The sequence below is a fragment of the Agrobacterium sp. 22-3639C2 genome (assembly GCF_053522105.1).
The window spans coordinates 185,166-208,322 of the sequence record NZ_JBNWDB010000007.1; the positions used below are offsets into that span (position 1 = coordinate 185,166).

A 23,157-nucleotide genomic window follows, 5' to 3' on the forward strand; every position below is an offset into this window, starting at 1 on the left:
TCTTTTCAGGAAAAAACCATGATCCGGTTCATTTTCGGCAAACTTCTCTATCTCGTTCCGACATTTCTCGGGATTACCATCGTTGCCTTTGCCTTCGTTCGCGTCCTGCCGGGCGATCCCGTGCTGTTGATGGCGGGTGAGCGCGGCATTTCGCCCGAGCGGCATGCACAACTTGCCGAACAGCTCGGCTTTAGCCAGCCTATCTGGCAGCAATATCTCCATTTTCTGGGGCGGCTGCTTCAGGGTGATCTCGGCAATTCGCTGGTCACCAAGAAACCCGTTCTGACCGAGTTCCTGGCGCTCTTTCCCGCGACAGTCGAGCTTGGCCTCGTCGCCATCATCCTCGCCACACTGATCGGTGTGCCGGTCGGCGTCATCGCCGCCATCCGCCGTGGCTCGTGGTTCGACCAGATCTCCATGACGACGGCGCTGGTTGGCTTCTCCATGCCTATCTTCTGGTGGGGCCTGCTGCTCATCATCATGTTCTCCGGCATCCTGCAATGGACACCGGTGTCGGGCCGTATCTCGTTGATGTATTTCTTCCCTTCCGTCACCGGTTTCATGCTGATCGACAGCCTGATTTCAGGGCAGAAGGGTGCTTTCGCTTCGGCTCTGTCACATCTCATCCTGCCTTCGGTGGTGCTTGCCACCATCCCGCTTGCAGTTATTGCCCGCCAGACACGGTCGGCAATGCTCGAAGTCCTCGGTGAGGATTATGTGCGGACAGCGCGTGCAAAGGGCATGTCGCCGTCCCGTGTCGTCGGCGTTCACGCATTGCGCAACGCCATGATCCCGGTCATCACCACCATCGGCCTGCAGATCGGTGTGCTGATGGCGGGTGCAATCCTGACCGAAACCATCTTCTCCTGGCCGGGCATCGGCAAGTGGATGATCGATTCCATCTCGCGCCGCGACTATCCGGTCGTGCAGAGCGGCCTGCTTCTGATCGCGGGTCTGGTGATGATCGTCAACCTGCTTGTCGATCTCACCTATGGCCTCATCAATCCAAGGATCCGTCACAAATGAGCGATGTGACCACAGCTCCCGGCGTCAGGCTTTCCGACGCCGCCATCCGCCGCCGGATGATCGCCGATTTCTGGTTCTACTTCCGCCAGAACCGTGGCGCCGTCGTCGGCCTTGCCGTCTTCCTTCTTCTGGTTCTGATCGCGGTTTTCGCAGCCGTGATTGCCCCGCATGACCCGACCCAGCAATATAGAGACGCGTTGCTCGTCCCGCCGGTCTGGCAGGATGGAGGCCGTACCGCATTCCTGCTCGGCACCGACGCTGTCGGCCGCGACATGCTGTCCCGACTGATCTATGGCGCGCAATATTCGCTGTTCATCGGCGTCGTCGTTGTTTCCATCGCCCTTGTCGGCGGCATTGTCATCGGTCTCGTCGCCGGCTTCTTCGGCGGCTGGGTGGACACTGTCATCATGCGCGTGATGGACGTCATCCTGGCGTTTCCATCGCTGCTTCTGGCACTGGTGCTGGTTGCGATCCTGGGTCCGGGGTTGACCAACGCCATGATCGCGATTGCCATCGTCTATCAGCCGCATTTCGCGCGTCTGACGCGTGCAGCTGTCATGAGCGAGCTTCGGCGTGAATATGTCACCGCCGCCCGTGTGGCGGGTGCCGGCAATTTCCGGCTGATGTTCAAGACGATTTTGCCGAACTGCCTTGCACCTTTGATCGTGCAGGCGACGCTCTCCTTCTCATCTGCCGTTCTCGATGCGGCGGCTCTCGGCTTCCTCGGCATGGGCGCGCAGCCGCCCGCATCCGAATGGGGCACGATGCTGGCCGAAGCCCGCGAGTTCATCCTGCGCGCCTGGTGGGTCGTTACCCTTCCCGGCCTGACGATTCTCGTATCGGTGCTCGCCATCAACCTGATGGGTGACGGGCTGCGCGATGCGCTCGATCCCAAACTGAAGCGGAGCTAAGCGATGAGCCTGCTGAAAATCAAGAACCTCACCGTCAAGTTCGCCACCGCCACCGGCGCGTTCACGGCCGTCAACGGCATCGACGTCTCCGTGGACAAGCATGAGGTGCTGGCCATCGTCGGCGAGTCCGGTTCCGGCAAGTCGGTATCCATGCTCGCCGTCATGGGGCTTTTGCCCGATACGGCGACGATCACCGCCGACGAGATGATCTTCGATGGTATAAACCTGCTGGCCATGTCGCCGCAGGAGCGCCGCAAGCTGATCGGCCGTGAGATCACCATGATCTTCCAGGAGCCAGTTGCGTCGCTCAACCCGTCCTTTACGGTCGGTTTCCAGATCGAGGAGGTGCTGCGCCTCAATCTCGGCATGGGCCGGTCTGCGGCGCGTGCACGCGCACTGGAGCTGTTCCGGTCCGTCGGTATTCCCGATCCGGAAACCAAGCTCAATGCCTATCCGCACCAGATGTCCGGCGGTCAATGCCAGCGTGTGATGATCGCCATCGCCATCGCTTCCAAACCGCGTCTCTTGATCGCCGACGAGCCGACCACCGCGCTCGACGTGACGATCCAGAAACAGATCCTCGATCTGTTGATGGATCTGCAGGAAGAATACGGCATGGCGCTGATCCTCATCACCCATGACATGGGTGTCGTGGCCGAAACAGCAGACCGCGTGGTCGTGCAATATAAGGGCCGCAAGATGGAGGAAGCGGATGTGCTGAGCCTGTTTGAGGCCCCGCAACATCCCTATACCAAGGCATTGCTTTCCGCGCTGCCGGAACATGCGACCGGCGACCGCCTGCCCACGGTTTCCGACTTCTTCGGCAAGGAGGGCGTTCAATGAGCATCGTTGTCGAAGGCAAGGGCATTACCCGCCATTATCACGTTCCGGGCGGCCTGTTCGGCGGAGCAAAGACCGTGCAGGCGCTGAAAGGCATCGATTTTGCCGTCGAGCGCGGCAAGACGCTCGCCATCGTCGGCGAGTCCGGTTCCGGCAAATCGACGCTTGCACGCATCATCGCGCTGATCGACCCGGCATCCGGTGGCGAGCTGAAGATCGACGGCCAGCCGGTCGATATCGCAAAGCGCCGTCCCGGCACGGACATGCGCTCCAAGGTGCAGATGGTGTTCCAGAACCCCTATGGTAGCCTCAATCCGCGCCAGAAGGTTGGCGACGTGTTGATGGAGCCGCTTGTCATCAACACCAAAATGCCGGCGTCCGAGCGTCGTGAGCGGGCTGAAGCCATGCTCGTGAAGGTTGGACTGGGTCCCGAACACTTCAACCGATATCCGCACATGTTTTCTGGCGGCCAACGGCAGCGCATCGCGATTGCGCGGGCGCTGATGCTCAACCCCGCACTTCTGGTGCTGGACGAGCCTGTCTCGGCACTCGATCTTTCAGTGCAGGCGCAGGTGCTAAACCTGCTGAGAGATCTCCAGGAAGAGTTCGAGCTGACCTACGTCTTCGTCAGCCACGACCTTTCCGTCGTTCGCTATATCGCCGATGACGTCATGGTTATCTCGAAGGGTGTAGCCGTGGAGCAGGGCACGCGCGAGGAACTATTTGCCGATCCGAAGCACGCCTATACACGCCAGCTTTTTGCCGCCACTCCGGTAACGGATGTAGACGCCATCCGCGCCCGCGTGGAGCGCCGCAAGGCGGCACGGCAGGCTGCGACTGCTTGAGATCGACGATTGACCGATGAATAAGTGGAACAGGCCGGATTTCCGGCCTGTTGTTTTTTCAGGACTTCAAAAGATTGCGGGGGTACGCTCAGGCGCCGGCCTCTCTCAGCAGACGCACCTGCCGCAGCGTATTCTGCCGGCTACGCTCCAGATGGCGCCATAGGGCGTCGATAATCTGGGCCTTGCTGCGGGCGGCTATGGCGTCGGCAATGTTCTGGTGTTCCTCGACAGAGCGGGCGTAGTCGCCAAGGATCGATACGAAAACCGTGTGGGTCTGGTCGAGAATGCGCCCATGCGTGCCGGAAATGACCGGAATGCGCGCGGCCGAAACAAGGGCCGTGTGGAAGCTGCGATCGTGAAACAGCGCTTTGGAGAGATCGTCCAGCGTCGCGCTCGTGGCAAATTCACGGTGTTTCGCAAGGCTTTCCAGAAGCTGCGCATGCAAGGCTTCGTCCAGCTGCCCGGCATCGAAGGCCACTTCCACAGCGCCTTTTTCCAGCAGCATTCTGGCGGCGTAGAGTTCTTCCACATCCTCCACGGTAAAATCGCGCACCACCATGCCGCGCCTTGAGGAATTGACCACCAGCCCGTCTGCCTCGAGTTTCAGGCATGCTTCCTTGACCGGCGTGGGGCTGATGCCGAGATCGGCGGCAAGTTCGTTGGGCAACAGCCGTTCGCCGCCGCGCAATCTGCCGCTGACGATGCGCGCCCGCAGTTCCTGATGCGCTTGGTCGGCGAGCGTGACTTTGATCAGTGTGTTCATGGCAACACCATCACCTAACCGCAAGTGACAGGCAATGACAGAATATAAAAAATAAAAAATTTTTTATTTTACAATGGTCGATTTTGCTTTAGCTGTATCCGTCATCGGAAGCTGGCTGCTGGAGGAGGGTGGCCGGGCAATCCCCTGAGGCTTCATCTCCTGCGGTCATTGATCGCGGGGCCGAGGCGACATTCCACTGGTTGATCGGTAGAGCTTCGATCAGAACGGAACTTCCGTTTATTCCTCCCCAAAGGCTGCTCAAGCGTCGAGGAATTGACCGATCATGAAAATAACCGCTGTCGAACCTTTCATCCTGCATCTGCCGCTGACATCGGAATCCATTTCCGATTCCACCCACAGCATCACCCATTGGGGCGTCGTCGGCGCAAAAATTACGACGAGTGACGGCCTTGAGGGATACGGCTTCACCGGCACCCATGCGCATCTGCCGTCCGACCGGTTGATCACATCCTGCATCAGCGATTGCTATGCGCCTCTGCTGATCGGCGAGGATGCATCCGAACATTCGCGGCTGTGGACAAAACTTGCCCGTTATCCGTCCCTGCAATGGGTCGGCCGCGCGGGCATCACCCATCTGGCGCTGGCTGCGGTCGATGTGGCGCTCTGGGATCTGAAGGCGAAGAAGGCGGGCGTTCCACTCTGGCAATACCTCGGCGGCGCGCACACCACAGGGGTCGAAGCTTACAATACCGATATAGGCTGGCTTTCCTTCAATCTCGAAAACCTGCTGGCGGGCAGCGCCAGGGCAGTTGAAGAGGAAGGTTTTACCCGCCTGAAAATCAAGGTCGGGCACGATGATCCGAATATTGATATCGGACGCCTCGCGGCGGTGCGCAAGCGTCTCGGCTCCGCGATACGCATCGCTATCGATGGCAACGGCAAGTGGGATCTGCCGACATGCCAGCGCTTCTGCGCGGCGGCAAAGGATCTGGATATCTATTGGTTCGAAGAACCGCTCTGGTACGACGATGTGACCAGCCACGCGCGGCTGGCACGCAACACATCCATTCCCATCGCTCTCGGAGAGCAGCTTTATACGGTGGATGCGTTCCGGTCATTCATCGACGCGGGCGCTGTTGCCTATGTCCAGCCGGATGTAACCCGGCTTGGCGGCATCACCGAATATATCCAGGTCGCTGACCTCGCGCTCGCCAATCGCCTGCCTGTCGTTCCGCATGCCGGTGAGATGAGTCAGGTGCATGTGCATCTGAGTTACTGGCATCCGGCATCGACCATCCTCGAATATATTCCGTGGATCAAGGACCATTTCGAAGAGCCGATCCATGTTCGCGATGGTGTTTACAAGCGCCCGGAGCATCCCGGCGCCAGCACCACGCCTTTGGCCGAAAGCATCGCCCGCTACGGCAAAGCGGTGAAATGAAACAGAGGCGTTCAGCCCGGATTGCATCCGGCCACGGGGCTTCGGCGTCGTCAAAGGAATCGTGCGCTATCGAAGACTTGATCGCACCGTCACCCAGAATCTAATCCGGGGTGACGGTGTGGGCTTGATGCAGGTTTTGCCAGACTTAGCGCCAGCCGAGTGCAGGAGCCACCTGTTTGAGGATCGTCTCGATAACATGGGCGTTGTAGTCGACGCCCAGCTGGTTCGGCACGGTCAGCAACAGTGTGTCGGCCTCGGCGATAGCTTCGTCGGCTTTTAGCTGCTCGATCAATGCTTCCGGTTCGGCGGCGTAGCTGCGCCCGAAGATCGCGCGCGTCTTGTCGTCGATGTAACCGATCTTGTCGTCACCCTCGCTGCCGTAACCGAAATAGGATCGGTCGCGATCGCTGACGAGAGCGAAGATGCTGCGGCTGACAGACACGCGAGGCTCGCGGGCGTGTCCAGCCTCTTTCCATGCGGCGCGGTAAGCACGGATCTGTTCGGCCTGCTGCACATGGAAGGGTTCGCCGGTCTCATCCGTTTTCAGGGTGGAGCTTTGAAGGTTCATGCCAAGCTTTGCCGCCCAAACCGCCGTCGCATTGGAGCTGGAACCCCACCAGATGCGCTCGCGCAACCCTTCGGAGTGCGGCTCCAGCCGCAGCAGGCCGGGCGGGTTGGGAAACATCGGCCGAGGGTTCGGCTCGGCGAAACCTTCGCCCTTCAGAAGCTCGAGGAAGACTTCGGTGTGCTGGCGCGCCATGTCCTCCTCGGTCTGGCCCTCGGCAGGGCGGTAGCCGAAATAGCGCCAGCCGTCGATCACCTGTTCGGGAGAACCGCGACTGATGCCGAGTTGCAGGCGTCCGCCGGCGATGAGATCGGCTGAACTCGCATCCTCCACCATGTAAAAGGGGTTCTCATAACGCATGTCGATGACGCCGGTGCCGATCTCGATACTTTTCGTTCTTGCGCCAACGGCGGCAAGCAGCGGAAAAGGTGATCCCAACTGGCGGGCGAAGTGGTGGACACGGAAATAAGCGCCGTCGGCGCCGAGTTCTTCCGCAGCAACGGCCAGGTCTATCGATTGCAGCAGGGTGTCTGCAGCAGAGCGGGTCTGCGACTGGGGCGAGGGCGTCCAGTGTCCGAAGGATAGAAATCCGATCTTTTTCATGATGACCTTCCAAATGTTTAGGATGCAGCTGACTTGAGCCGGCATCGTTGTTGTCAGTCATATAGGCTGCAGTGCGGATTCTCCAATCCGCCACGCGTAGACACGGTGTCGCCGAAATGTGAACGACGGTTGTTTCAGGCGATCGTCTTGCGGTCGAGGATGAAGAGATTTTGGTGGGCGCGCGCCGTCGTGAGAATGAAATCCATCAGCGAGCGCACGCGCGGCACATTGGCAAGGTCCTGATGGCTTGTCAGCCAGTAACCCCGCCGCAGTTCCACTTCACCTGCCAGCACCATCTGCAGGTCCGGAAAGCGTGCGGCGATGAAGTTGGGCAATATGCAAAGGCCACGTCCGCTCAGCGTTGCAGTCAACTGCGCAAAAATGCTTGATGACTGGAAGTTGGGTCGGAGGCCGGGCATCACGTCGCGCATGTAATCGAGGCCCGGCGAGAAGATCAGATCCTGCACGTAACCGATAAAGAAATGATCGGGCAAATCTTCGCGCCGCGTGATTTTCGGGTGGCTGGCAAGATAGGAACGCGATGCGTAGATATGCAGCGTGTAATCGACGATCTGTTCGTTGATGTAGGGGCCTGCTTTCGGCGGATCGAGTGTGACCGCCACATCCGCTTCTTTCTTCGACAATGCCATGATCTGCTGGATCGTAACCATCTCCACCATGATGTGCGGATGGGTGACGGCGAAGTCTTTCAGCCTTTCCACGAAGAAAAAGTTGGAAAAACCTTCAGGCGCACTGAGCCTGACCACGCCGCGCAGCAGGCTGCCGCTTTCGGAAATATCCGATTGCAATCTTTCCGCTTCCGCCTCGATGCGCTCGACGGTATCGACCAGGCGCCGCCCGACCGTCGTCAGTTCGTAACCACGTGGATTTCGCTCGAACAGCTTGGTTTTAAGCGAGAATTCCAGCCGGTCGATGTGGCGGGAGACGGTGGCGTGGCTGGTGCGCAGGCTACGCGCTGCCGATGAAAGTTGTCCGGTGCGGGCCACCGCCAGAAAATATTGCAGGTCGTCCCAGGTAAAAGGCGTGGCCAATTCGGTCTCCATTGCGAGGTCTGTTCAAAAATGAACAGTTCCTGTTCGCAATTTGATGATGCCCCGCTCTTGTGTCAACGGCCGAATTCGAGAAGTCTACATAGGGAGGCGCTGCTTTGAGGAGGGTGGCGCGACCGTTGTGATGCAACACCGTGGGACGATCGCCATGCGCCTTCGTTCACCGTTGCACAGACCTATCTGAGGCTCGCAATCATCTCTGGGAGGAGAAGTCATGCGCAAGAGTATCGTTTTATCCACGGCCATGGCACTGGCGGCAGGCACCGCCGCTTACGCTGCCGAGATTTCGGACGCCAAGGTCAAGATCGGCATCTTGAACGACCAGTCGGGCGTCTACGCCAATTTTGGCGGCAAATACTCTTATGAGGCCGCGAAGATGGCGGTCGAGGATTTTGGCGGCAAGGTGCTGGGCGCGCCGGTGGAAGTGGTAACGGCTGACCACCAGAACAAGGCGGATGTCGCCTCCAACATCGCCCGGCAGTGGTACGACACCGAACAGGTCGATTCGATCATGGAACTGACCTCTTCCTCGGTCGGCCTTGCCGTGCAGGCTCTCTCGAAGGACAAAAAGAAGATCACCATCAACACGGGCGCTGCGACCACGGAACTGACGGGCAAGCAGTGCAGCCCCTATGGTTTCCACTGGGCCTACGACACCTATTCGCTGGCAGTCGGCACCGGCGGTGCGCTGGTGAAACAGGGCGGCGACAGCTGGTTCTTTCTGACTGCGGATTACGCCTTCGGTTATTCGCTGGAAGAAAACACGTCCAACTTCGTCAAGGCCAATGGCGGCAAGGTGCTGGGTTCCGTGCGCCATCCGCTGGCCTCTACGGATTATTCCTCCTTCCTGTTGCAGGCGCAGTCATCAGGCGCGAAGGTCATCGGCCTTGCCAATGCCGGTCTCGACACCTCCAACGCCATCAAGCAGGCCGCTGAATTCGGTATCGTTGCGGGCGGGCAGCGGCTGGCGGCCCTTCTCTTTACGCTTGCCGAAGTGCACGGCCTCGGTCTCGAAGCGGCTCAGGGCCTGACGCTGACGGAAGGGTTCTATTGGGACCGCGACGATGAATCGCGCAAATTCGGCGAACGGTTCAAGGAACGCACCGGCGCCATGCCGAACATGGTCCACGCTGGTACCTATTCCGCCGTGCTGCATTACCTGAAGGCCATCGATAAGGCCGGCACCGACGATGCTGACGCCGTGGCAAAGGCCATGAAGGAAATGCCTGTCAACGACGTCTTCTCGAAGGATGGCCATGTGGCCGCCAATGGCCGCATGATCCACGACATGTATCTGATGGAAGTGAAGAAGCCGGATGAGAGCAAGCAGCCGTGGGACTACTACAAGGTGCTTGCCACGATCCCCGGCAAGGAAGCCTTCATGGACCCCGCAAAAAGCGGTTGCCCGCTGGTAACGCAGTAAAAAGGGGGAACTTCATGATGATCGCTCCCGCCCCTGCCGGTCAGGCGGAACCCCGCGTCGTGCTTTCGGCGCGCGGTCTCTCCAAGACCTTCGGCGCATTCGCGGCCGTGAAAAACGTCGATCTCGACGTCCATCATGCCCGCGTGCATGCACTTATTGGTCCGAACGGCGCCGGCAAAACCACGGTCTTCAACCTGTTGACCAAGTTTCTCCAGCCGACAGGCGGGGCGATCACCTTCATGGGAACGGATATAACAAAGACGCCGCCGGACAAGGTGGCGCGGCTCGGTCTCGTCAGGTCTTTCCAGATATCGGCGGTGTTTCCGCATCTGACGGTTCTTGAGAACGTTCGGGTGGCGTTGCAGCGGCCGAATAACCTTTCAACGCAATTCTGGCTGCCGCTCTCTTCACTCGACAGGCTCAATGCACGTGCCGAGGAGTTGATCGCAACGGTTGGCCTGACACGGGAAAAAAATGCACTTGCGGCCGATCTTTCCTACGGTCGCAAGCGCGTTCTTGAAATCGCCACGACGCTTGCGCTCGACCCGAAGGTATTGCTTCTCGATGAGCCGATGGCGGGCATGGGGGGCGAGGATGTCGCGCATGTCGCCGATCTCATCCGCGAAGTGGCCAAAACGCGCGCGGTGCTGATGGTCGAACACAATCTGAAGGTCGTGGCGGATATCTGCCATCAGGTCACGGTGCTGCAGCGGGGCGAAATTCTGGCGGAAGGCGATTACGCCACCGTATCCGCCGATCCGCGCGTGCGTACGGCCTATATGGGCACGGAGGAGGCGTGATATGGCGGCAATGCTCGAAGTCTCCAACCTGAAATCCTGGTACGGCGAAAGCCAGGCGCTGCACGGTGTCGATCTGACCGTCGGCGAAGGCGAAACCATCACCATTCTCGGGCGCAATGGGGTTGGCAAGACCACGACGCTGCGCACCATCATGGGCATCATCCGCAACCGCAAGGGCGTGATCAAGCTCGGCGGCAAGGATCTGATGCCGGTGCCGTTGCATCGCACGGCGAAATACGGCCTCGGTTTCGTGCCGGAAGAGCGCGGCATCTTCGCGACACTGAGCGTCGAGGAAAATCTGAAACTGCCGCCCGTCGTCGCATCCGGCGGCATGACGCTCGATGAAATCTACGAGCTGTTTCCCAATCTTTACGAACGCCGGGCGAGCCCCGGCACCAAGCTTTCCGGCGGCGAACAGCAGATGCTGGCCATGGCGCGCATCCTGCGCACAGGGGTCAAGGTTCTCCTGCTAGATGAGCCGACCGAAGGGCTTGCGCCTGTAATCGTGCAGCGCATCGGTGAGGTGCTGAAGACCTTGAAAAGTCGTGGCATGACAGTGGTTCTGGTCGAGCAGAATTTCCGCTTCGCCAGCCGCATCGCAGATCGTTTCTACCTGATGGATCATGGCCAGATGGTCAGCAATTTTCCGGTGGGCGAGCTTTCCGGCCGCATGGGCGAACTCAATAAAGTGCTGGGGGTTTAACGATGACCATGCTCTTCGGCGTTCCGCTTCAGGCCCTGCTCGGGCAATTGCTGATCGGCCTCATCAACGGGTCGTTTTATGCGCTCCTGTCGCTCGGCCTTGCCGTCATTTTCGGCCTCCTGCGCGTCATCAATTTCGCCCATGGCGCCCAATATATGCTTGGCGCTTTCGTCGCCTTTCTCGGCCTGCAATATTTCGGCATCAGCTTCTGGTGGGCACTGGTGGTGACGCCGCTTGTCGTTGCACTTTTCGGCGCGATCATCGAGCGCCTGCTACTGTCGCGGCTTTACGATCTCGATCCGCTGTATGGGCTGCTCTTCACCTTCGGCCTGGCGCTGGTGGTGGAAGGCACGTTCCGCTGGCTGTATGGTGCGGCGGGTCAACCTTATTCGGTTCCGCGCGAGCTTGCCGGCGGCACCAATCTCGGCTTCATGTTCCTGCCGAACTACCGCGCTTTCGTTGTCGTCATCTCGCTTGTCGCCTGCATCGCCACCTGGGCGTTGATCGAAAAAACGCGGCTCGGCTCCTATCTGCGGGCGGCGACGGAAAATCCGACACTGGTGCAGGCCTTCGGTATCAACGTGCCTGTGCTCCTGACGCTGACCTACGCGCTGGGTGCGGGCCTTGCCGGCTTCACCGGCGTGCTGGCCGCGCCGATCTATCAGGTCTCACCGCTGATGGGCACCAACCTCATCATCGTCGTCTTCGCCGTCGTCGTGGTCGGCGGCATGGGGTCGATCATGGGCGCCATCGTCACCGGCTACATGCTGGGTATCGCTGAAGGCCTGACCAAGGTGTTCTACCCGGAAGCGTCCAACATCGTCATCTTCGTCATCATGGCCTTTGTGCTGCTCATCCGCCCCGCCGGACTTTTCGGAAAGGACGCCTGATATGTCCAAAGCCACTCACAACCCGACAGCCGGCGCGATGCCGCAGGCCGAGGTTTCCGCAACCGCTGGAACCATCAAGACCGTGCTGATACTGGCAGGACTGGCCGTGCTGATCGCTGCACCGATGTTCGTTTATCCGATCTTTCTGATGAAGCTGCTTTGCTTCGCGCTGTTTGCCTGCGCCTTCAATCTGCTGATCGGTTACACCGGGCTGCTTTCCTTCGGCCATGCGGCATTTTTCGGCGGCGCTGCCTATTTCACCGCCTATTCGGTGAAGGAATGGGGCGTCACGCCCGAGATCGGCCTCCTCATCGGCATGGCGGGTGCCGCCCTTCTTGGCCTCGTCATCGGCTTTTTCGCCATTCGCCGGCAGGGCATCTATTTCGCCATGATCACGCTTGCCTTGTCGCAGATGTTTTATTTCTTCTGCCTTCAAGCACCCTTCACCCATGGTGAGGACGGGTTGCAGGGCGTGCCCCGTGGACACCTCTTCGGCCTTCTCGATCTCAACGCGCCGCTGAACATTTACTACACGGTGCTTGCCGCCTTCGTGCTGGCACTTCTCGTCATCTGGCGTTTCGTCAACTCGCCGTTCGGCATGATCCTGAAATCCATCCGCGAAAACGAGCAGCGCGCCATTTCTCTTGGATACAGCGTGCAGCGTTACAAGCTTGGTGCTTTCGTCATGTCGGCGGCGCTTGCCGGTCTTGCGGGCGGCCTGAAGGCGCTGGTGTTCCAGTTCGCAACCTTGACCGATGTGGCCTGGCAGATGTCGGGCGAGGTTATCCTGATGACCCTGCTCGGCGGTATTGGCACCATGATCGGCCCGATCTTCGGTGCGGGGCTTGTCGTCGCACTGCAGAACTATCTCGCGACATCCGATTTCCCGGTCACCATCATCACTGGCCTCGTTTTCATGGCCTGCGTTCTGGTGTTCCGGCGCGGCCTGATCGGTGAATTTTACGCTTCGCGGCTCGGGCGAAGACTGGGTTTTCAGCACCGAGGATAAGAATTTTTTGAAACAGGGGGAAGGCTCCTCCGCGTCCGGGGCGACGCGGCAAGGGCGCCCCATGGAGAATAGCATGGCGGAATTTGACTATATCGTCATCGGAGCGGGAAGTGCGGGATGCGTTCTCGCCAACCGCCTCTCGAAAGACCCGAACAATCGCGTCCTGCTGCTGGAAGCGGGTGGCAACGATAATTATCACTGGATCCATATTCCGGTCGGTTACCTCTATTGCATCAACAATCCGCGCACCGACTGGTGTTTCAAGACGGCGGAAGAACCTGGGCTTAACGGAAGGTCGTTGATCTATCCTCGCGGCAAGGTTCTCGGCGGCTGCTCCTCCATCAACGGCATGATCTATATGCGTGGTCAGGCCCGCGACTACGATGTCTGGCGTCAACTCGGCTGCGAGGGCTGGGGATGGGATGATATCCTGCCCTATTTCATGAAGTCGGAGGATTTTTATCGCGGCAAGGGCGACATGCATTCCACCGGCGGCGAATGGCGGGTGGAGAAGGCGCGCGTGCGCTGGGATGTGCTTGATGCCTTTCAGCAGGCGGCGGGTGAGGCCGGCATTCCTGCGACCGAAGATTTCAACCGGGGCGACAATGAAGGGGCCGGTTATTTCGATGTGAACCAGCGGTCGGGCTGGCGCTGGAACACGGCCAAGGCCTTTTTGAAACCGGCGCTTGGCCGCCGGAATTTGACAGTCATGACCAAGGCCCATGTCAAGCGTCTCATTGTCGAAGAGGGCTTGGTCACCGGCGTCGAGTTTCACCACGACGGCGTCTTGAAAAAGATGCGTGCACGGCGCGAAACGGTGCTTTCGGCAGGTGCAGTCGGTTCACCACACATTCTGGAGCTTTCCGGCGTCGGCCGCGGCGACGTGTTGCAGGCCGCCGGTATCGACACAGTGACGGAAGTTCAAGGTGTGGGCGAGAACCTGCAGGATCATCTGCAATTACGCATGGTCTATAAGGTTTCAGGCGTCCTGACGCTGAATGAGAGGGCCTCCACCCTGTTCGGAAAGGCAAGGATCGGCCTCGAATATGCTTTGACCCGCTCCGGGCCGATGTCGATGGCGCCGAGCCAGCTTGGTGTCTTCACCCGTTCCTCTCCGGAAAAGGAGACGGCGGATCTGGAATATCATGTCCAGCCGGTGTCACTCGACAAGTTTGGTGATCCGGTTCACACTTTTCCGGCCATTACGGCAAGTGTCTGCAATCTGCGGCCCGAAAGCCGAGGCTCAGTGCATGTGAAAGGACCGGATTTCGCCATGCAGCCGGAAATCCGACCGAATTATCTATCGACGGAAGGCGACCGCCGGGTAGCCATCGATTCCATGCGGCTGACGCGCCGCATCGTCAACCAGCCCGCCTTTTCGCGGTTCAAACCGCAGGAATACCGGCCCGGCCCCACTTTTGAGAATGACGACGATCTGGCCCGCGCTGCGGGCGATATCGGCACGACCATATTCCACCCCGTCGGCACCCTGCGCATGGGCTCCGATGCCGAAAGTGTTGTCGATACGCGGCTGAAATTCCGCAAGCTTGCAGGGCTGCGTGTGGCGGACGCCTCCATCATGCCGAGGATCACGTCCGGAAATACCAATTCGCCAACGATCATGATTGCCGAAAAGGCTGCCGACATGATCCTTGCGGATAATCGCTAAGAGGAGCGTTCCCATGAAGACCGTCGCTTTTATCGGACTTGGCCATATGGGCCTGCCGATGGCCGCCAATCTCGTCAAGGCCGGTTATGCCGTCAGGGGTTTCGACCTTTCCGAGGCATGCCGCGCGGCGGCGAGGGAGGCCGGAATTCCCGTCGCTTTGGATTCTGCCGAAGCCATTGATGCGGCGGAAGCGATCGTAACCATGCTGCCGAAGGGGGAACATGTTGTTTCGGTATATGGCGATCTGGTGCAGAAAATAGCTGCCGGAACGCTTCTCATCGATTGCTCGACGGTGGATATGGACAGTGCCCTGAAGGCACACGAGCTTGCCGCTTCCGCCGGTTGCCCCTCCGTCGACGCGCCTGTATCTGGCGGTACGGGCGGTGCCAGTGCCGGCACCTTGACCTTCATGTGTGGCGGCGAGGCCGAGGCTTTCTCGGCGGCCAAGCCGGTGCTGGAAGCCATGGGCAAGAAGATTGTCCATTGCGGCAAGGGCGGCAACGGCCAGGCGGCCAAGATCTGTAACAACATGATCCTCGGCATTTCCATGATTGCGGTTTCCGAGGCCTTCGTGCTGGGCGAAAAACTCGGCCTTTCGCATCAGGCGCTGTTCGATGTCGCCTCCACCTCATCGGGTCAATGCTGGTCGCTCACCACCTATTGCCCGGTGCCGGGACCAGTGCCGACATCACCGGCGAACAATGATTATCAACCGGGTTTCGCTGCGGCGCTGATGCTGAAGGATTTGCTACTCTCGCAGGCGGCCGCGAGTGGAGCCGGCGTTGCCACTCCACTCGGCGCCGCAGCATCGACGCTTTATGAGAACTTCGTGGGTGAGGGCGGTGGCGCGCGTGATTTCTCCGCAATCGTCGAAATGCTACGCGGAGGCGAGGCATGATGGACGCCACGCCGTCGGATATTCTGTGGGTACCGGCAATGGAAAGGCTGGAGCACTCGGCGCTTTTTGCCTTTGCCACAAGGACCGCATCGCTGCATGGGCTTTCGGCTGATGATTATTCCGGCCTGCTGCGCTGGTCCATTGAGTCACCGGATGCCTTTTACAATGCCCTGTGGGACGAGCTGGGGATCATCGGCACGCGCGGCGAAAGTGCCTTCAAGCCTGGCGCGACCATGCGGGAAGCCGAGTTTTATCCCGGCGCGAGGCTCAATTATGCCGAAAACCTGCTGCGCGATGCCGATGAACGGTTGGCGATCATCGCCCATCGCGATGATGGCACGCGGCGTGAAATCAGCCGCAGGCAGCTTTATGCGGATGTCTCCCGCATGGTGCAGGCGCTTGTCCACGCAGGCGTGCAGGAAGGCGATCGTATCGGCGCTATCGTCACCCACGATATCGAGGCGATCGTCGGTTATCTGGCAACGAGCGCCATCGGAGCCATCTGGTCGTCCTGTTCACCGGATTTCGGCCCGGCGGGAGCGTCCGACCGGCTCTCGCAGATCGATCCGAAAATCCTCATCGCCGTGCCGGAATACGGTTATGCCGGCAAGCGGATCGATGTCGCTCCGACCATCCGCGCGGTGGTGGAAAGCGCTGCCCCTCAAAAGATCGTGCTGATTGGTGACGTTGTTCCCGCCAGCCTTTCCGATCTCGGCTGCGTGACGTTGAATGATTTCGTTTCGCCCTTTGAGCCGGGTGAAATCGCGTTTAACCGGCTGCCGGTCAAGGCGCCGCTGGCGATCCTTTATTCCTCCGGCACCACCGGCAAGCCGAAATGCATCACCCATTCCGGCGGTGGCCTGCTTCTTCAGCATATGAAGGAGCAGAAGCTGCAATGTGATATCAGGCAAGGCGAACGTTTCTTCTATTTCACCACCTGCGGCTGGATGATGTGGAACTGGCAGGTGTCCGGCCTGGCGCTTGGCGCCACCCTCGTCACCTATGACGGCAACCCGGGTTATCCGTCGCCCGCGCGGCTGATCGATCTCATTGACGCCGAACGGATCGCGACCTTCGGAACATCGGCCAAATTTATCGACGCATGCCTGAAGGCAGGGTTGAAACCGCGCGAAACCCATGACCTTTCATCCCTTCGGACAATCCTTTCCACCGGCTCGCCGCTCATCCCGCAATCCTTCGATTATATCTATCGCGACTGGAAGGCCGATCTGCATCTCGCCTCCATTTCCGGCGGCACGGATATATGCGCCTGTTTCCTTGGCGGCAATCCGCTGCAACCTGTTCACCGTGGGGAGCTGCAGGGCGCGATGCTCGGTATGGATGTCGATACCCTGGACGATGAAGGCCATCCCGTTCGCGGCGTGGCTGGTGAGCTCGTCTGCCGCAATGCCCATCTTTCCATGCCGGTCAAATTCTGGGGCGATGAGGACGGTTCTCGTTATCAGGCTGCCTATTTCGATCGCTTCCCGGGCATCTGGGCGCATGGCGATTTTGCCGAAATGCGTGCCACCGGCGGATATGTCATCCACGGGCGCTCGGATACGACGCTCAATCCCGGTGGGGTTCGCATCGGTACGGCGGAAATATACCGTCAGGTGGAAGCAGTGCCGGAGGTCGAGGAAGCGATTGCCGTGGGTCAGGACATTGACGGTGACCAGCGGGTTATCCTGTTCGTGCGCCTTAAAGAGGGTGCAGCGCTGACGGAGGAACTCGAAAAGACCATCCGTACGCGCATCCGCTCGGGTGCTACGCCACGGCATGTTCCGGCAAGGATCATTGCCGTCACGGCCATTCCCCGTACCCGCTCGGGCAAGATTTCCGAAATCGCAGTTCGCGACACCATTCATGGCAGGCCGGTGAAAAACACCGACGCGCTCGCCAATCCCGAAGCGCTCGAGCTTTTCCGCAACCTGCCGCAACTGAAGGATTAGGATGATGGAGGATCAACCGAAAACCGTTCTGGTCACCGGCTCCACCAGCGGCATTGGCCTTGCCATCGCCAAACGTTTTGCCGAGGCGGGATTTCTCGTCGCCGTCCACGGCATAGAAACCGTGGAGGCGGCGACGCAGGCACTGGAGGCGGTTGCGAAGGTGGCGCGGCACCGGCCGGTCTACTTTTCCGCCAACCTCGCCAATTATGACGAGAGTGCACATCTGCCGGAAACCGTCATTGCCGAATTCGGTCACATCGACGTGCTCGTCAACAATGCGGGTATCCAGAAGGTCGCGCCGATCGACGAATTCGATTTCGCCGATTTCTCCCATATTGTCGCGATCTCCCTCGACAGCGCTTTTCATACGATCCGTGCAGCCCTGCCGGGCATGAAGGAAAGGGGTTGGGGGCGCATCGTCAATATTGCTTCCGCGCACGGGTTGCGCGCCTCACCCTTCAAGGGTCCCTATGTGGCGACGAAACATGCCGTGGTGGGCCTGACGAAAAGCGTGGCGCTGGAAGTGGCCGAACTTGGCATTACCTGCAACGCCATCTGCCCCGGTTACGTCTGGACGCCACTCGTCGCGGCGCAGGTTGCCGATCAGGCGCGCCTGCATGGCATGGGCGAGGATGAGGTGGTGAAGAAGGTGATGCTTGCGCCGCAGCCGACGCGACGTTTCGTGCAGCCGGAGGAAGTGGCGGAGATGGCGCTTTACCTCACCGGCGATATGGCGCGCTCCATCACCGGCACCACCATTTCCATCGATGGCGGCTGGACCGCTAAATAATTTTCGCGCATCCGGCTCAAGCGAACCATCTGCCGTCCTTCCGGTATTGTGAGGCGATTTCAATACTGTATAGTTTTGCGTGCGGCGGGGTCAGCGCCGTTTTCACGGAACAGCGGTATTATGAACACAGGGTTTTCGGAAGCTCCGTTAGCGCGCTCGCGTTTCGATACACGCCATGTGCCGAAGCGCGACGCCATGGCGCTGTGGCGGGATTCGATCAACGTGCTTTTTGATGCCCGCCTGCGCAGATCGCAGGATGACGGTTTTTTTGCTAGTGTCGATGCCGCCTTCATCGGCAATGTCGCGCTTGGCCGCACCCAGTCCTCGGCGCAGGATTTCGACCGCTCGCGCCACAAGATTGCCCGGGACGGGATGGACGGCTTTCTCCTGCAATTTTACGCCAGCGGCCAAAGCATGTCGCGGCGCGGAGCGGGCGAGACTGCCGGCCCGGGCGATCTCTACATCATTGACATGGCGCAGCCGCTGGCCACAGCCACAACCGATCACGATCATCTGAGCCTTGTCGTGCCGCGCCGGCTGCTGGAAGGCAGGCTCATCGGTTCCGGCAATAATCACGAGCGCGTGCTGCCGGCCGGTTTGCCGCTGGTATCTCTGCTGCGGGAAACGATGACCAGCGTTTACCGCCACTTTGACGTCATGAACGCCAATGACGGCGCGGCCACGGTCTCGCCATTGCTGGAGCTTGCCGCGGCTGCCATCAATAATCATGTCCGGGAAGACAATGCGCAGGGTGTTCAGCGGGCGCTGCGAGCATCCATCAGGCGCTATATCGACAATCATCTGCTCGATCCGGCCTTGTCGGTGGAAAAGGTCATGGGCGAGTTCGGCGTATCGCGACGCACCGTCTACCGGCTTTTCGAACCGCTGGGCGGGTTTTCGGCCTGTATCACCCATAGGCGCCTCGAACGGGCAATGGATTTCCTGCGGGCGCCGCAGTCGGCCCATATGACGATAGCTGAGGTGGCGGCGTCCTATGGCTTCACCAACCCGGAAAATTTCAGCCGCGTTTTCAAGAAGACCTTCGGCCTGTCGCCGCGTCAGATGCGGCATTTCGCATCCGAAAACCGCGATACCATACCGGATATTATCAAACCGGATAGCGCAGAGTGGACACGCTGGATCGTGCAGCTCGGTCGCTGACGCGATTGTTTCGAAGCCGATCTGACACTGTATGACGGAATGTTGGCACAATCCGACCATTCGTTCCGCTTGTACCTTCGCAGGGATGCGCTTGCGCGGCGGGCGTGCCACAGTACGGACGTTGTTTTTAATAGATATTTCGCCTGACAATCATGATGATACGAATTCTCAATTTTCTGGAGATGCTGCCCGTATGGCGGGTGCGTCGCCGCGACACGACGAGATACCTCGAAGCCGCCGGCGACCAATGCGACTTTGAAACGGCGGGACCACCGCTGTGGCTGTCGATTTCTGAAAACCCGCCGGAAATCCAGTGCGAAACCGAAGACGTCAATCGCCGGCCACCATTCTCGTGGCTTGGGATTGGGCAAAGTTTCAGTGCGGTCGATGAGTTCGACGGTGCCGGTTGCGATAGACTTGCGGTCGCAGAGTACGGCTAAGCTGATTTTGCTGTCTGGAACAAACTGTGTCCCTGTGAATTAAATCATCAGGGTTACAGGGAGTGAGAGACATGGCCAGAGAAAATACCAGCTATCTTGGCGGTCGGCATGATCCGAAAAATGAAACGGCAACGCGGGCGCGGCAAGGGGTAAAAGGACGTCCAGTTCTTGTCATTCTGGTTGTCAGTCTGCTCCTCGCACTGGTGGTCTGGACGGTCGTCGAATATGCGGTTTTCGAACCCGACGAGAACCGGCCGCAAAACGCTCAGACGGAGACTGCGCCGGCGCCACAAAACCCATAACCATCATGCCGTGAAATTTTTCACGGTGAATGTTGAGTTTGTATGGAACCAGATTGCCCCCAATTCCATTTCACGCAAAGTGACAGGAATCGGGGGTTTCATTCATGGCAGTCACCGTTACTGCGGTTATTCTATCGCTGATCGGCCTTGCGCTGTTCGGTTTCGGCTCTCAGCTCGTCATGTTGGGCGGGAGCTTCTATTACGTCCTTTCCGGTATGGCTTTCCTGTTGACAGCCATTCTGCTGTTCAAGCGTAACCGGGCAGCCCTCCACGTCTATGCCGTCTTCATTGTCGCGACACTCGCCTGGGCACTCTGGGAAGTAGGTTTCGACTGGTGGCAGCTTGGGCCGCGGGGTGGCATCGTCATTCTTATCGGCCTGTGGTTACTGGTGCCCTGGGTCAGGAAGCCTCTCGGTTTTTCAAGCCCGACAGGGCTGAATTACGGCCCGAATGCCTGGCCACTCGCGCTCTCGGTTCTCGCCTCCATTGTGGTGGCGGGATATTCGATGGCGCAGGATCCGCATGACCAGGCAGGGTCCTTGCCTGAGGAGAAGGTGGCGTCAGCTCCGATCTATGGCGGCGACGTGCCGGATGGCGATTGGCATCAATACGGCCGCACGCCTTATGGCCAGCGCTATTCGCCGCTGACGCAGGTCAATGTCGATAATGTTTCGCAGCTGAAGGAAGCGTGGCGGTACCAGACCGGCGACGTGAAGCTACCGGATGATGTGGGTGAAACCACCTATCAGGTAACGCCGCTCAAGATCGGCAATACGCTTTATATCTGCACGCCGCACAATTGGGCGATCGCCATCGATGCCGCCACCGGCAAGGAAAAATGGAAATACGACCCCAATGTCGGTCTTAACCCGGACCGCCAGCATCAGACGTGCCGCGGTGTTTCCTATTATGCCGAACCCAATGCCGCACAGGGCACCGCCTGCGCCCAGCGCGTTTACCTGCCGACCTCGGATGCGCGGCTGATTGCGCTTGATGCAGCGACCGGTCAGATCTGCACATCCTTTGCGGATCAGGGCGTGCTGCATCTGGAACAGGGCATGAAATACAATCCTGCCGGTTATTATTATTCGACCTCGCCGCCCGTGATCGCGGCGGGCAAGATCATCATCGGCGGTGCGGTGAACGATAACTACTCCACGCAGGAACAGTCCGGCGTCATCCGTGCGTTCGATGTGAACAGCGGCGCACTCATCTGGAACTGGGATTCCGGCAATCCGGAAAAGACCGAGCCGATTGCCGCAGGCGAAACCTACACTACCAACTCGCCGAACAGCTGGTCCGTGTTGAGCTACGACGAGGGGCTTGGCCTCGTTTACGTACCCCTCGGCAATCAGGTGCCGGACCAGCTCGGTATGGGTCGCAGCGAGAATGTGGAGAAATATTCCTCCTCCATCGTGGCGCTCGATATCAATACCGGCAAGGATCGCTGGGTGCGCCAGACGGTTCATCACGACCTCTGGGATATGGATGTGCCGGCCCAGCCGGTGCTGCTCGACATCACCAAGAACGGTCAAAGCGTTCCTGCACTCGTCGGCCCTACAAAGCAGGGCGATATCTACGTTCTGGACCGGCGCACCGGTGAGCCGCTTCTGCCGATTACGGAAGAACCGGCACCGGGCGGTACAATCCCTGAGGACTTCAGCTCCCCGACTCAGCCAACCACCGCGCTGTCGTTCAAGCCGGAGCCGCTGAAGGAAAAGGACATGTGGGGCGTCTCCATGTTCGATCAGCTCGCCTGCCGCATCCGCTTCCATCAGCTGAACTATCAGGGCCGCTATACGCCGCCCTCGCTGAACGGCTCCATCATCTATCCCGGCAATTTTGGCACGTTCAACTGGGGCAGCGTCGCGGTCGATCCCGAACGTCAGGTCATGTTCGGCATGCCGACATACCTTGCCTTTACCTCGCAGCTCGTGCCGCGCGCCGACATCCCGCCGAAGGGCCAGGACGAGAAGGGCAGTGAGCAGGGGCTGAACCGCAATGACGGTGCGCCCTATGGCGTCTTCATGGGACCGTTCCTCGGTCCGCTGAAAATCCCCTGCCAGGCACCGCCGTGGGGTTATGTCGCGGGTGCCGACCTGCGCACCGGCGATATCGCCTACAAGCACAAGAACGGCACGGTCCATGACATGACGCCGCTGCCGTTGCCCTTCAAGGTGGGCGTACCGGGCATTGGCGGGCCGATGATCACCAAGGGTGGTGTGGCCTTCCTAGGTGCTGCCGTCGACAACTATCTGCGCGCCTACAACCTCACCACCGGCAAACAGCTCTGGGAAGCACGTCTGCCGGCTGGCGGGCAGGCAACGCCCATGACCTATGCGCTGGATGGCGGCAAGCAATATGTTGTGATGGTTGCGGGTGGTCACGGCTCGGTTGGAACCAAGCCGGGCGACTATGTGATCGCCTATACCCTGCCGTAAAACGAGGCGGATTCAATCAAACAAAAAAACCGGAATGGGTGACCATTCCGGTTTTTGCTTGTGCAGTTGGAAAAGGCGATCAGGCCGCCTTTTTTTGTGCTGCGGCATTGATCGATGTCTTGGCAAGCGCGCTCAGCGCATCGTCCGTTTTGGACTCTTCCTTCAGCGTCGCATCCAGCAGGGTAACGGCATTGGCGTGACCAAGCTTTTCGGCCCATGCCTTCAGGGTGCCATAACGGGCGATTTCGTAATGTTCGACCGCCTGAGCCGAGGAAATGAGACCGGCATCGAGAGCTGCTGTGCCCTTGAAATCGTCCATGATCTCTTCACCCTCGGCAATGATGCCCTGGATGGCCTCGCAGGTCTTACCCTGCGCCCGCTTGCCGATGATCTCGAACACTTCCTGCAGGCGTTCGATCTGGCCCTGCGTTTCTTCCTTGTGCTTTTCGAAGGCCTGTTTCAGCTTCGGGTCTGTCGCTGCCCGCGCCATTTTCGGCAGAGCTTTCAGGATCTGCCTTTCGGCGTAATAGATATCCTTCAGCGTATCGTAAAACAGGTCGTCGAGTTTTTTCTCGGCCATTGGTTCTTCTCCCATCGTGTGAAAGTGCGTGATGTACGCCATTGCGCACTGGAGACAAACCTTTCGGAGCCCCT

22 protein-coding genes are annotated in these 23,157 nt (G+C 59.4%); 18 read left to right on the plus strand and 4 right to left on the minus strand.

Features of this window, described 5'->3' with window-relative positions; translation table 11 throughout:
* Window positions 1-18 precede the first annotated feature (18 nt).
* The 4 genes from ACQZ6D_RS25910 to ACQZ6D_RS25925 are packed head-to-tail and all read left to right on the plus strand — an operon-like array spanning window position 19 to window position 3,622.
* On the plus strand, window positions 19-1,026 hold the full coding sequence (locus ACQZ6D_RS25910; protein ID WP_004431937.1) for an ABC transporter permease subunit: 1,008 nt from the start codon (window positions 19-21) through the stop codon (window positions 1,024-1,026).
* Window positions 1,023-1,937, plus strand: a complete 915-nt coding sequence (locus ACQZ6D_RS25915) for an ABC transporter permease subunit (protein WP_004431940.1) — start codon at window positions 1,023-1,025, stop codon at window positions 1,935-1,937. The genes ACQZ6D_RS25910 and ACQZ6D_RS25915 overlap by 4 nt, the downstream gene beginning before the upstream one ends.
* 3 nt (window positions 1,938-1,940) lie before the next feature.
* The gene (locus tag ACQZ6D_RS25920) at window positions 1,941-2,780 is read left to right on the plus strand and encodes an ABC transporter ATP-binding protein (protein ID WP_004431942.1); all 840 of its coding nucleotides are present in this window, start codon (window positions 1,941-1,943) and stop codon (window positions 2,778-2,780) included.
* Window positions 2,777-3,622, plus strand: a complete 846-nt coding sequence (locus ACQZ6D_RS25925; RefSeq protein WP_004431943.1) for an ATP-binding cassette domain-containing protein — start codon at window positions 2,777-2,779, stop codon at window positions 3,620-3,622. Before ACQZ6D_RS25920 ends, ACQZ6D_RS25925 begins: the two co-directional genes overlap by 4 nt.
* Before the next feature lie 88 nt (window positions 3,623-3,710).
* Here ACQZ6D_RS25925 and ACQZ6D_RS25930 read toward each other — a convergent pair whose 3' ends face one another.
* A complete protein-coding gene (locus ACQZ6D_RS25930) occupies window positions 3,711-4,385 on the minus strand; it encodes a GntR family transcriptional regulator (RefSeq protein ID WP_004431944.1) in 675 nt (224 codons plus the stop codon).
* Between the two features lie 283 nt (window positions 4,386-4,668).
* Here ACQZ6D_RS25930 and ACQZ6D_RS25935 point away from each other — a divergent pair, with 283 nt between their 5' ends.
* Window positions 4,669-5,787, plus strand: a complete 1,119-nt coding sequence (locus ACQZ6D_RS25935; RefSeq protein WP_004431946.1) for a mandelate racemase/muconate lactonizing enzyme family protein — start codon at window positions 4,669-4,671, stop codon at window positions 5,785-5,787.
* Between the two features lie 145 nt (window positions 5,788-5,932).
* Here ACQZ6D_RS25935 and ACQZ6D_RS25940 read toward each other — a convergent pair whose 3' ends face one another.
* Window positions 5,933-6,955 carry an LLM class flavin-dependent oxidoreductase gene (locus tag ACQZ6D_RS25940; RefSeq protein WP_004431948.1) on the minus strand — a complete coding sequence of 341 codons (1,023 nt, stop codon included), beginning with the start codon at window positions 6,953-6,955 and terminating at the stop codon, window positions 5,933-5,935.
* A gap of 134 nt (window positions 6,956-7,089) precedes the next feature.
* Window positions 7,090-8,007 (minus strand): LysR family transcriptional regulator, encoded by a 918-nt coding sequence (locus tag ACQZ6D_RS25945; RefSeq protein WP_025595208.1) that lies wholly within the window; start codon window positions 8,005-8,007, stop codon window positions 7,090-7,092.
* A gap of 232 nt (window positions 8,008-8,239) precedes the next feature.
* Here ACQZ6D_RS25945 and ACQZ6D_RS25950 point away from each other — a divergent pair, with 232 nt between their 5' ends.
* The 13 genes from ACQZ6D_RS25950 to ACQZ6D_RS26010 all read left to right on the plus strand — a co-directional run bounded on the left by ACQZ6D_RS25950 (window position 8,240) and on the right by ACQZ6D_RS26010 (window position 22,503).
* Entirely contained in the window at window positions 8,240-9,448 is a 1,209-nt protein-coding gene (locus ACQZ6D_RS25950) for an ABC transporter substrate-binding protein (protein WP_004431951.1), read from the plus strand.
* 14 nt (window positions 9,449-9,462) lie between these two features.
* Entirely contained in the window at window positions 9,463-10,248 is a 786-nt protein-coding gene (locus ACQZ6D_RS25955; RefSeq protein WP_025595206.1) for an ABC transporter ATP-binding protein, read from the plus strand.
* A gap of 1 nt (window position 10,249) precedes the next feature.
* Window positions 10,250-10,951: an ABC transporter ATP-binding protein gene (locus ACQZ6D_RS25960; protein ID WP_004431956.1), complete on the plus strand. Its 702-nt coding sequence runs from the start codon at window positions 10,250-10,252 to the stop codon at window positions 10,949-10,951.
* Window positions 10,952-10,953: 2 nt separating this feature from the next.
* A complete protein-coding gene (locus ACQZ6D_RS25965) occupies window positions 10,954-11,841 on the plus strand; it encodes a branched-chain amino acid ABC transporter permease (RefSeq protein WP_004431959.1) in 888 nt (295 codons plus the stop codon).
* A gap of 1 nt (window position 11,842) precedes the next feature.
* A complete protein-coding gene (locus ACQZ6D_RS25970) occupies window positions 11,843-12,850 on the plus strand; it encodes a branched-chain amino acid ABC transporter permease (protein ID WP_065658701.1) in 1,008 nt (335 codons plus the stop codon).
* A 73-nt stretch (window positions 12,851-12,923) separates the two neighbouring features.
* Window positions 12,924-14,519: a GMC family oxidoreductase gene (locus tag ACQZ6D_RS25975; RefSeq protein ID WP_065658700.1), complete on the plus strand. Its 1,596-nt coding sequence runs from the start codon at window positions 12,924-12,926 to the stop codon at window positions 14,517-14,519.
* Between the two features lie 13 nt (window positions 14,520-14,532).
* Window positions 14,533-15,417, plus strand: a complete 885-nt coding sequence (gene mmsB, locus ACQZ6D_RS25980) for a 3-hydroxyisobutyrate dehydrogenase (RefSeq protein WP_112199355.1) — start codon at window positions 14,533-14,535, stop codon at window positions 15,415-15,417.
* The gene (locus ACQZ6D_RS25985) at window positions 15,414-17,369 is read left to right on the plus strand and encodes an acetoacetate--CoA ligase (protein ID WP_448730412.1); all 1,956 of its coding nucleotides are present in this window, start codon (window positions 15,414-15,416) and stop codon (window positions 17,367-17,369) included. Before mmsB ends, ACQZ6D_RS25985 begins: the two co-directional genes overlap by 4 nt.
* 4 nt (window positions 17,370-17,373) lie before the next feature.
* Complete coding sequence (locus tag ACQZ6D_RS25990; protein ID WP_025595201.1) at window positions 17,374-18,159, plus strand: 3-hydroxybutyrate dehydrogenase; 786 nt, start codon at window positions 17,374-17,376, stop codon at window positions 18,157-18,159.
* A 117-nt stretch (window positions 18,160-18,276) separates the two neighbouring features.
* Window positions 18,277-19,320, plus strand: coding sequence for a helix-turn-helix domain-containing protein (locus ACQZ6D_RS25995; RefSeq protein WP_050923926.1), 1,044 nt, complete (start codon window positions 18,277-18,279; stop codon window positions 19,318-19,320).
* 152 nt (window positions 19,321-19,472) lie between these two features.
* Window positions 19,473-19,760 (plus strand): hypothetical protein, encoded by a 288-nt coding sequence (locus ACQZ6D_RS26000; RefSeq protein WP_233283685.1) that lies wholly within the window; start codon window positions 19,473-19,475, stop codon window positions 19,758-19,760.
* A 71-nt stretch (window positions 19,761-19,831) separates the two neighbouring features.
* On the plus strand, window positions 19,832-20,062 hold the full coding sequence (locus ACQZ6D_RS26005; protein WP_004431981.1) for a hypothetical protein: 231 nt from the start codon (window positions 19,832-19,834) through the stop codon (window positions 20,060-20,062).
* Between the two features lie 104 nt (window positions 20,063-20,166).
* The gene (locus ACQZ6D_RS26010; RefSeq protein ID WP_111802023.1) at window positions 20,167-22,503 is read left to right on the plus strand and encodes a glucose/quinate/shikimate family membrane-bound PQQ-dependent dehydrogenase; all 2,337 of its coding nucleotides are present in this window, start codon (window positions 20,167-20,169) and stop codon (window positions 22,501-22,503) included.
* A gap of 79 nt (window positions 22,504-22,582) precedes the next feature.
* On the opposite strand, the gene ACQZ6D_RS26015 is transcribed toward ACQZ6D_RS26010, so the two are convergent.
* The gene (locus tag ACQZ6D_RS26015; protein ID WP_004431986.1) at window positions 22,583-23,083 is read right to left on the minus strand and encodes a YciE/YciF ferroxidase family protein; all 501 of its coding nucleotides are present in this window, start codon (window positions 23,081-23,083) and stop codon (window positions 22,583-22,585) included.
* Window positions 23,084-23,157 lie beyond the last annotated feature (74 nt).

What these genes read in the sequence shown, in the direction of transcription:
- ACQZ6D_RS25910 (WP_004431937.1), top strand. Translation starts at nt 19, where the DNA reads ATGATCCGGTTCATTTTCGGCAAACTTCTCTATCTCGTTCCGACATTT.
- ACQZ6D_RS25915 (WP_004431940.1), top strand. Translation starts at nt 1,023, where the DNA reads ATGAGCGATGTGACCACAGCTCCCGGCGTCAGGCTTTCCGACGCCGCC.
- ACQZ6D_RS25920 (WP_004431942.1), top strand. Translation starts at nt 1,941, where the DNA reads ATGAGCCTGCTGAAAATCAAGAACCTCACCGTCAAGTTCGCCACCGCC.
- ACQZ6D_RS25925 (WP_004431943.1), top strand. Translation starts at nt 2,777, where the DNA reads ATGAGCATCGTTGTCGAAGGCAAGGGCATTACCCGCCATTATCACGTT.
- ACQZ6D_RS25930 (WP_004431944.1), bottom strand. Translation starts at nt 4,385, where the DNA reads ATGAACACACTGATCAAAGTCACGCTCGCCGACCAAGCGCATCAGGAA.
- ACQZ6D_RS25935 (WP_004431946.1), top strand. Translation starts at nt 4,669, where the DNA reads ATGAAAATAACCGCTGTCGAACCTTTCATCCTGCATCTGCCGCTGACA.
- ACQZ6D_RS25940 (WP_004431948.1), bottom strand. Translation starts at nt 6,955, where the DNA reads ATGAAAAAGATCGGATTTCTATCCTTCGGACACTGGACGCCCTCGCCC.
- ACQZ6D_RS25950 (WP_004431951.1), top strand. Translation starts at nt 8,240, where the DNA reads ATGCGCAAGAGTATCGTTTTATCCACGGCCATGGCACTGGCGGCAGGC.
- ACQZ6D_RS25955 (WP_025595206.1), top strand. Translation starts at nt 9,463, where the DNA reads ATGATGATCGCTCCCGCCCCTGCCGGTCAGGCGGAACCCCGCGTCGTG.
- ACQZ6D_RS25960 (WP_004431956.1), top strand. Translation starts at nt 10,250, where the DNA reads ATGGCGGCAATGCTCGAAGTCTCCAACCTGAAATCCTGGTACGGCGAA.
- ACQZ6D_RS25965 (WP_004431959.1), top strand. Translation starts at nt 10,954, where the DNA reads ATGACCATGCTCTTCGGCGTTCCGCTTCAGGCCCTGCTCGGGCAATTG.
- ACQZ6D_RS25970 (WP_065658701.1), top strand. Translation starts at nt 11,843, where the DNA reads ATGTCCAAAGCCACTCACAACCCGACAGCCGGCGCGATGCCGCAGGCC.
- ACQZ6D_RS25975 (WP_065658700.1), top strand. Translation starts at nt 12,924, where the DNA reads ATGGCGGAATTTGACTATATCGTCATCGGAGCGGGAAGTGCGGGATGC.
- mmsB (WP_112199355.1), top strand. Translation starts at nt 14,533, where the DNA reads ATGAAGACCGTCGCTTTTATCGGACTTGGCCATATGGGCCTGCCGATG.
- ACQZ6D_RS25985 (WP_448730412.1), top strand. Translation starts at nt 15,414, where the DNA reads ATGATGGACGCCACGCCGTCGGATATTCTGTGGGTACCGGCAATGGAA.
- ACQZ6D_RS25990 (WP_025595201.1), top strand. Translation starts at nt 17,374, where the DNA reads ATGGAGGATCAACCGAAAACCGTTCTGGTCACCGGCTCCACCAGCGGC.
- ACQZ6D_RS26000 (WP_233283685.1), top strand. Translation starts at nt 19,473, where the DNA reads ATGATGATACGAATTCTCAATTTTCTGGAGATGCTGCCCGTATGGCGG.
- ACQZ6D_RS26005 (WP_004431981.1), top strand. Translation starts at nt 19,832, where the DNA reads ATGGCCAGAGAAAATACCAGCTATCTTGGCGGTCGGCATGATCCGAAA.
- ACQZ6D_RS26010 (WP_111802023.1), top strand. Translation starts at nt 20,167, where the DNA reads ATGGCAGTCACCGTTACTGCGGTTATTCTATCGCTGATCGGCCTTGCG.
- ACQZ6D_RS26015 (WP_004431986.1), bottom strand. Translation starts at nt 23,083, where the DNA reads ATGGCCGAGAAAAAACTCGACGACCTGTTTTACGATACGCTGAAGGAT.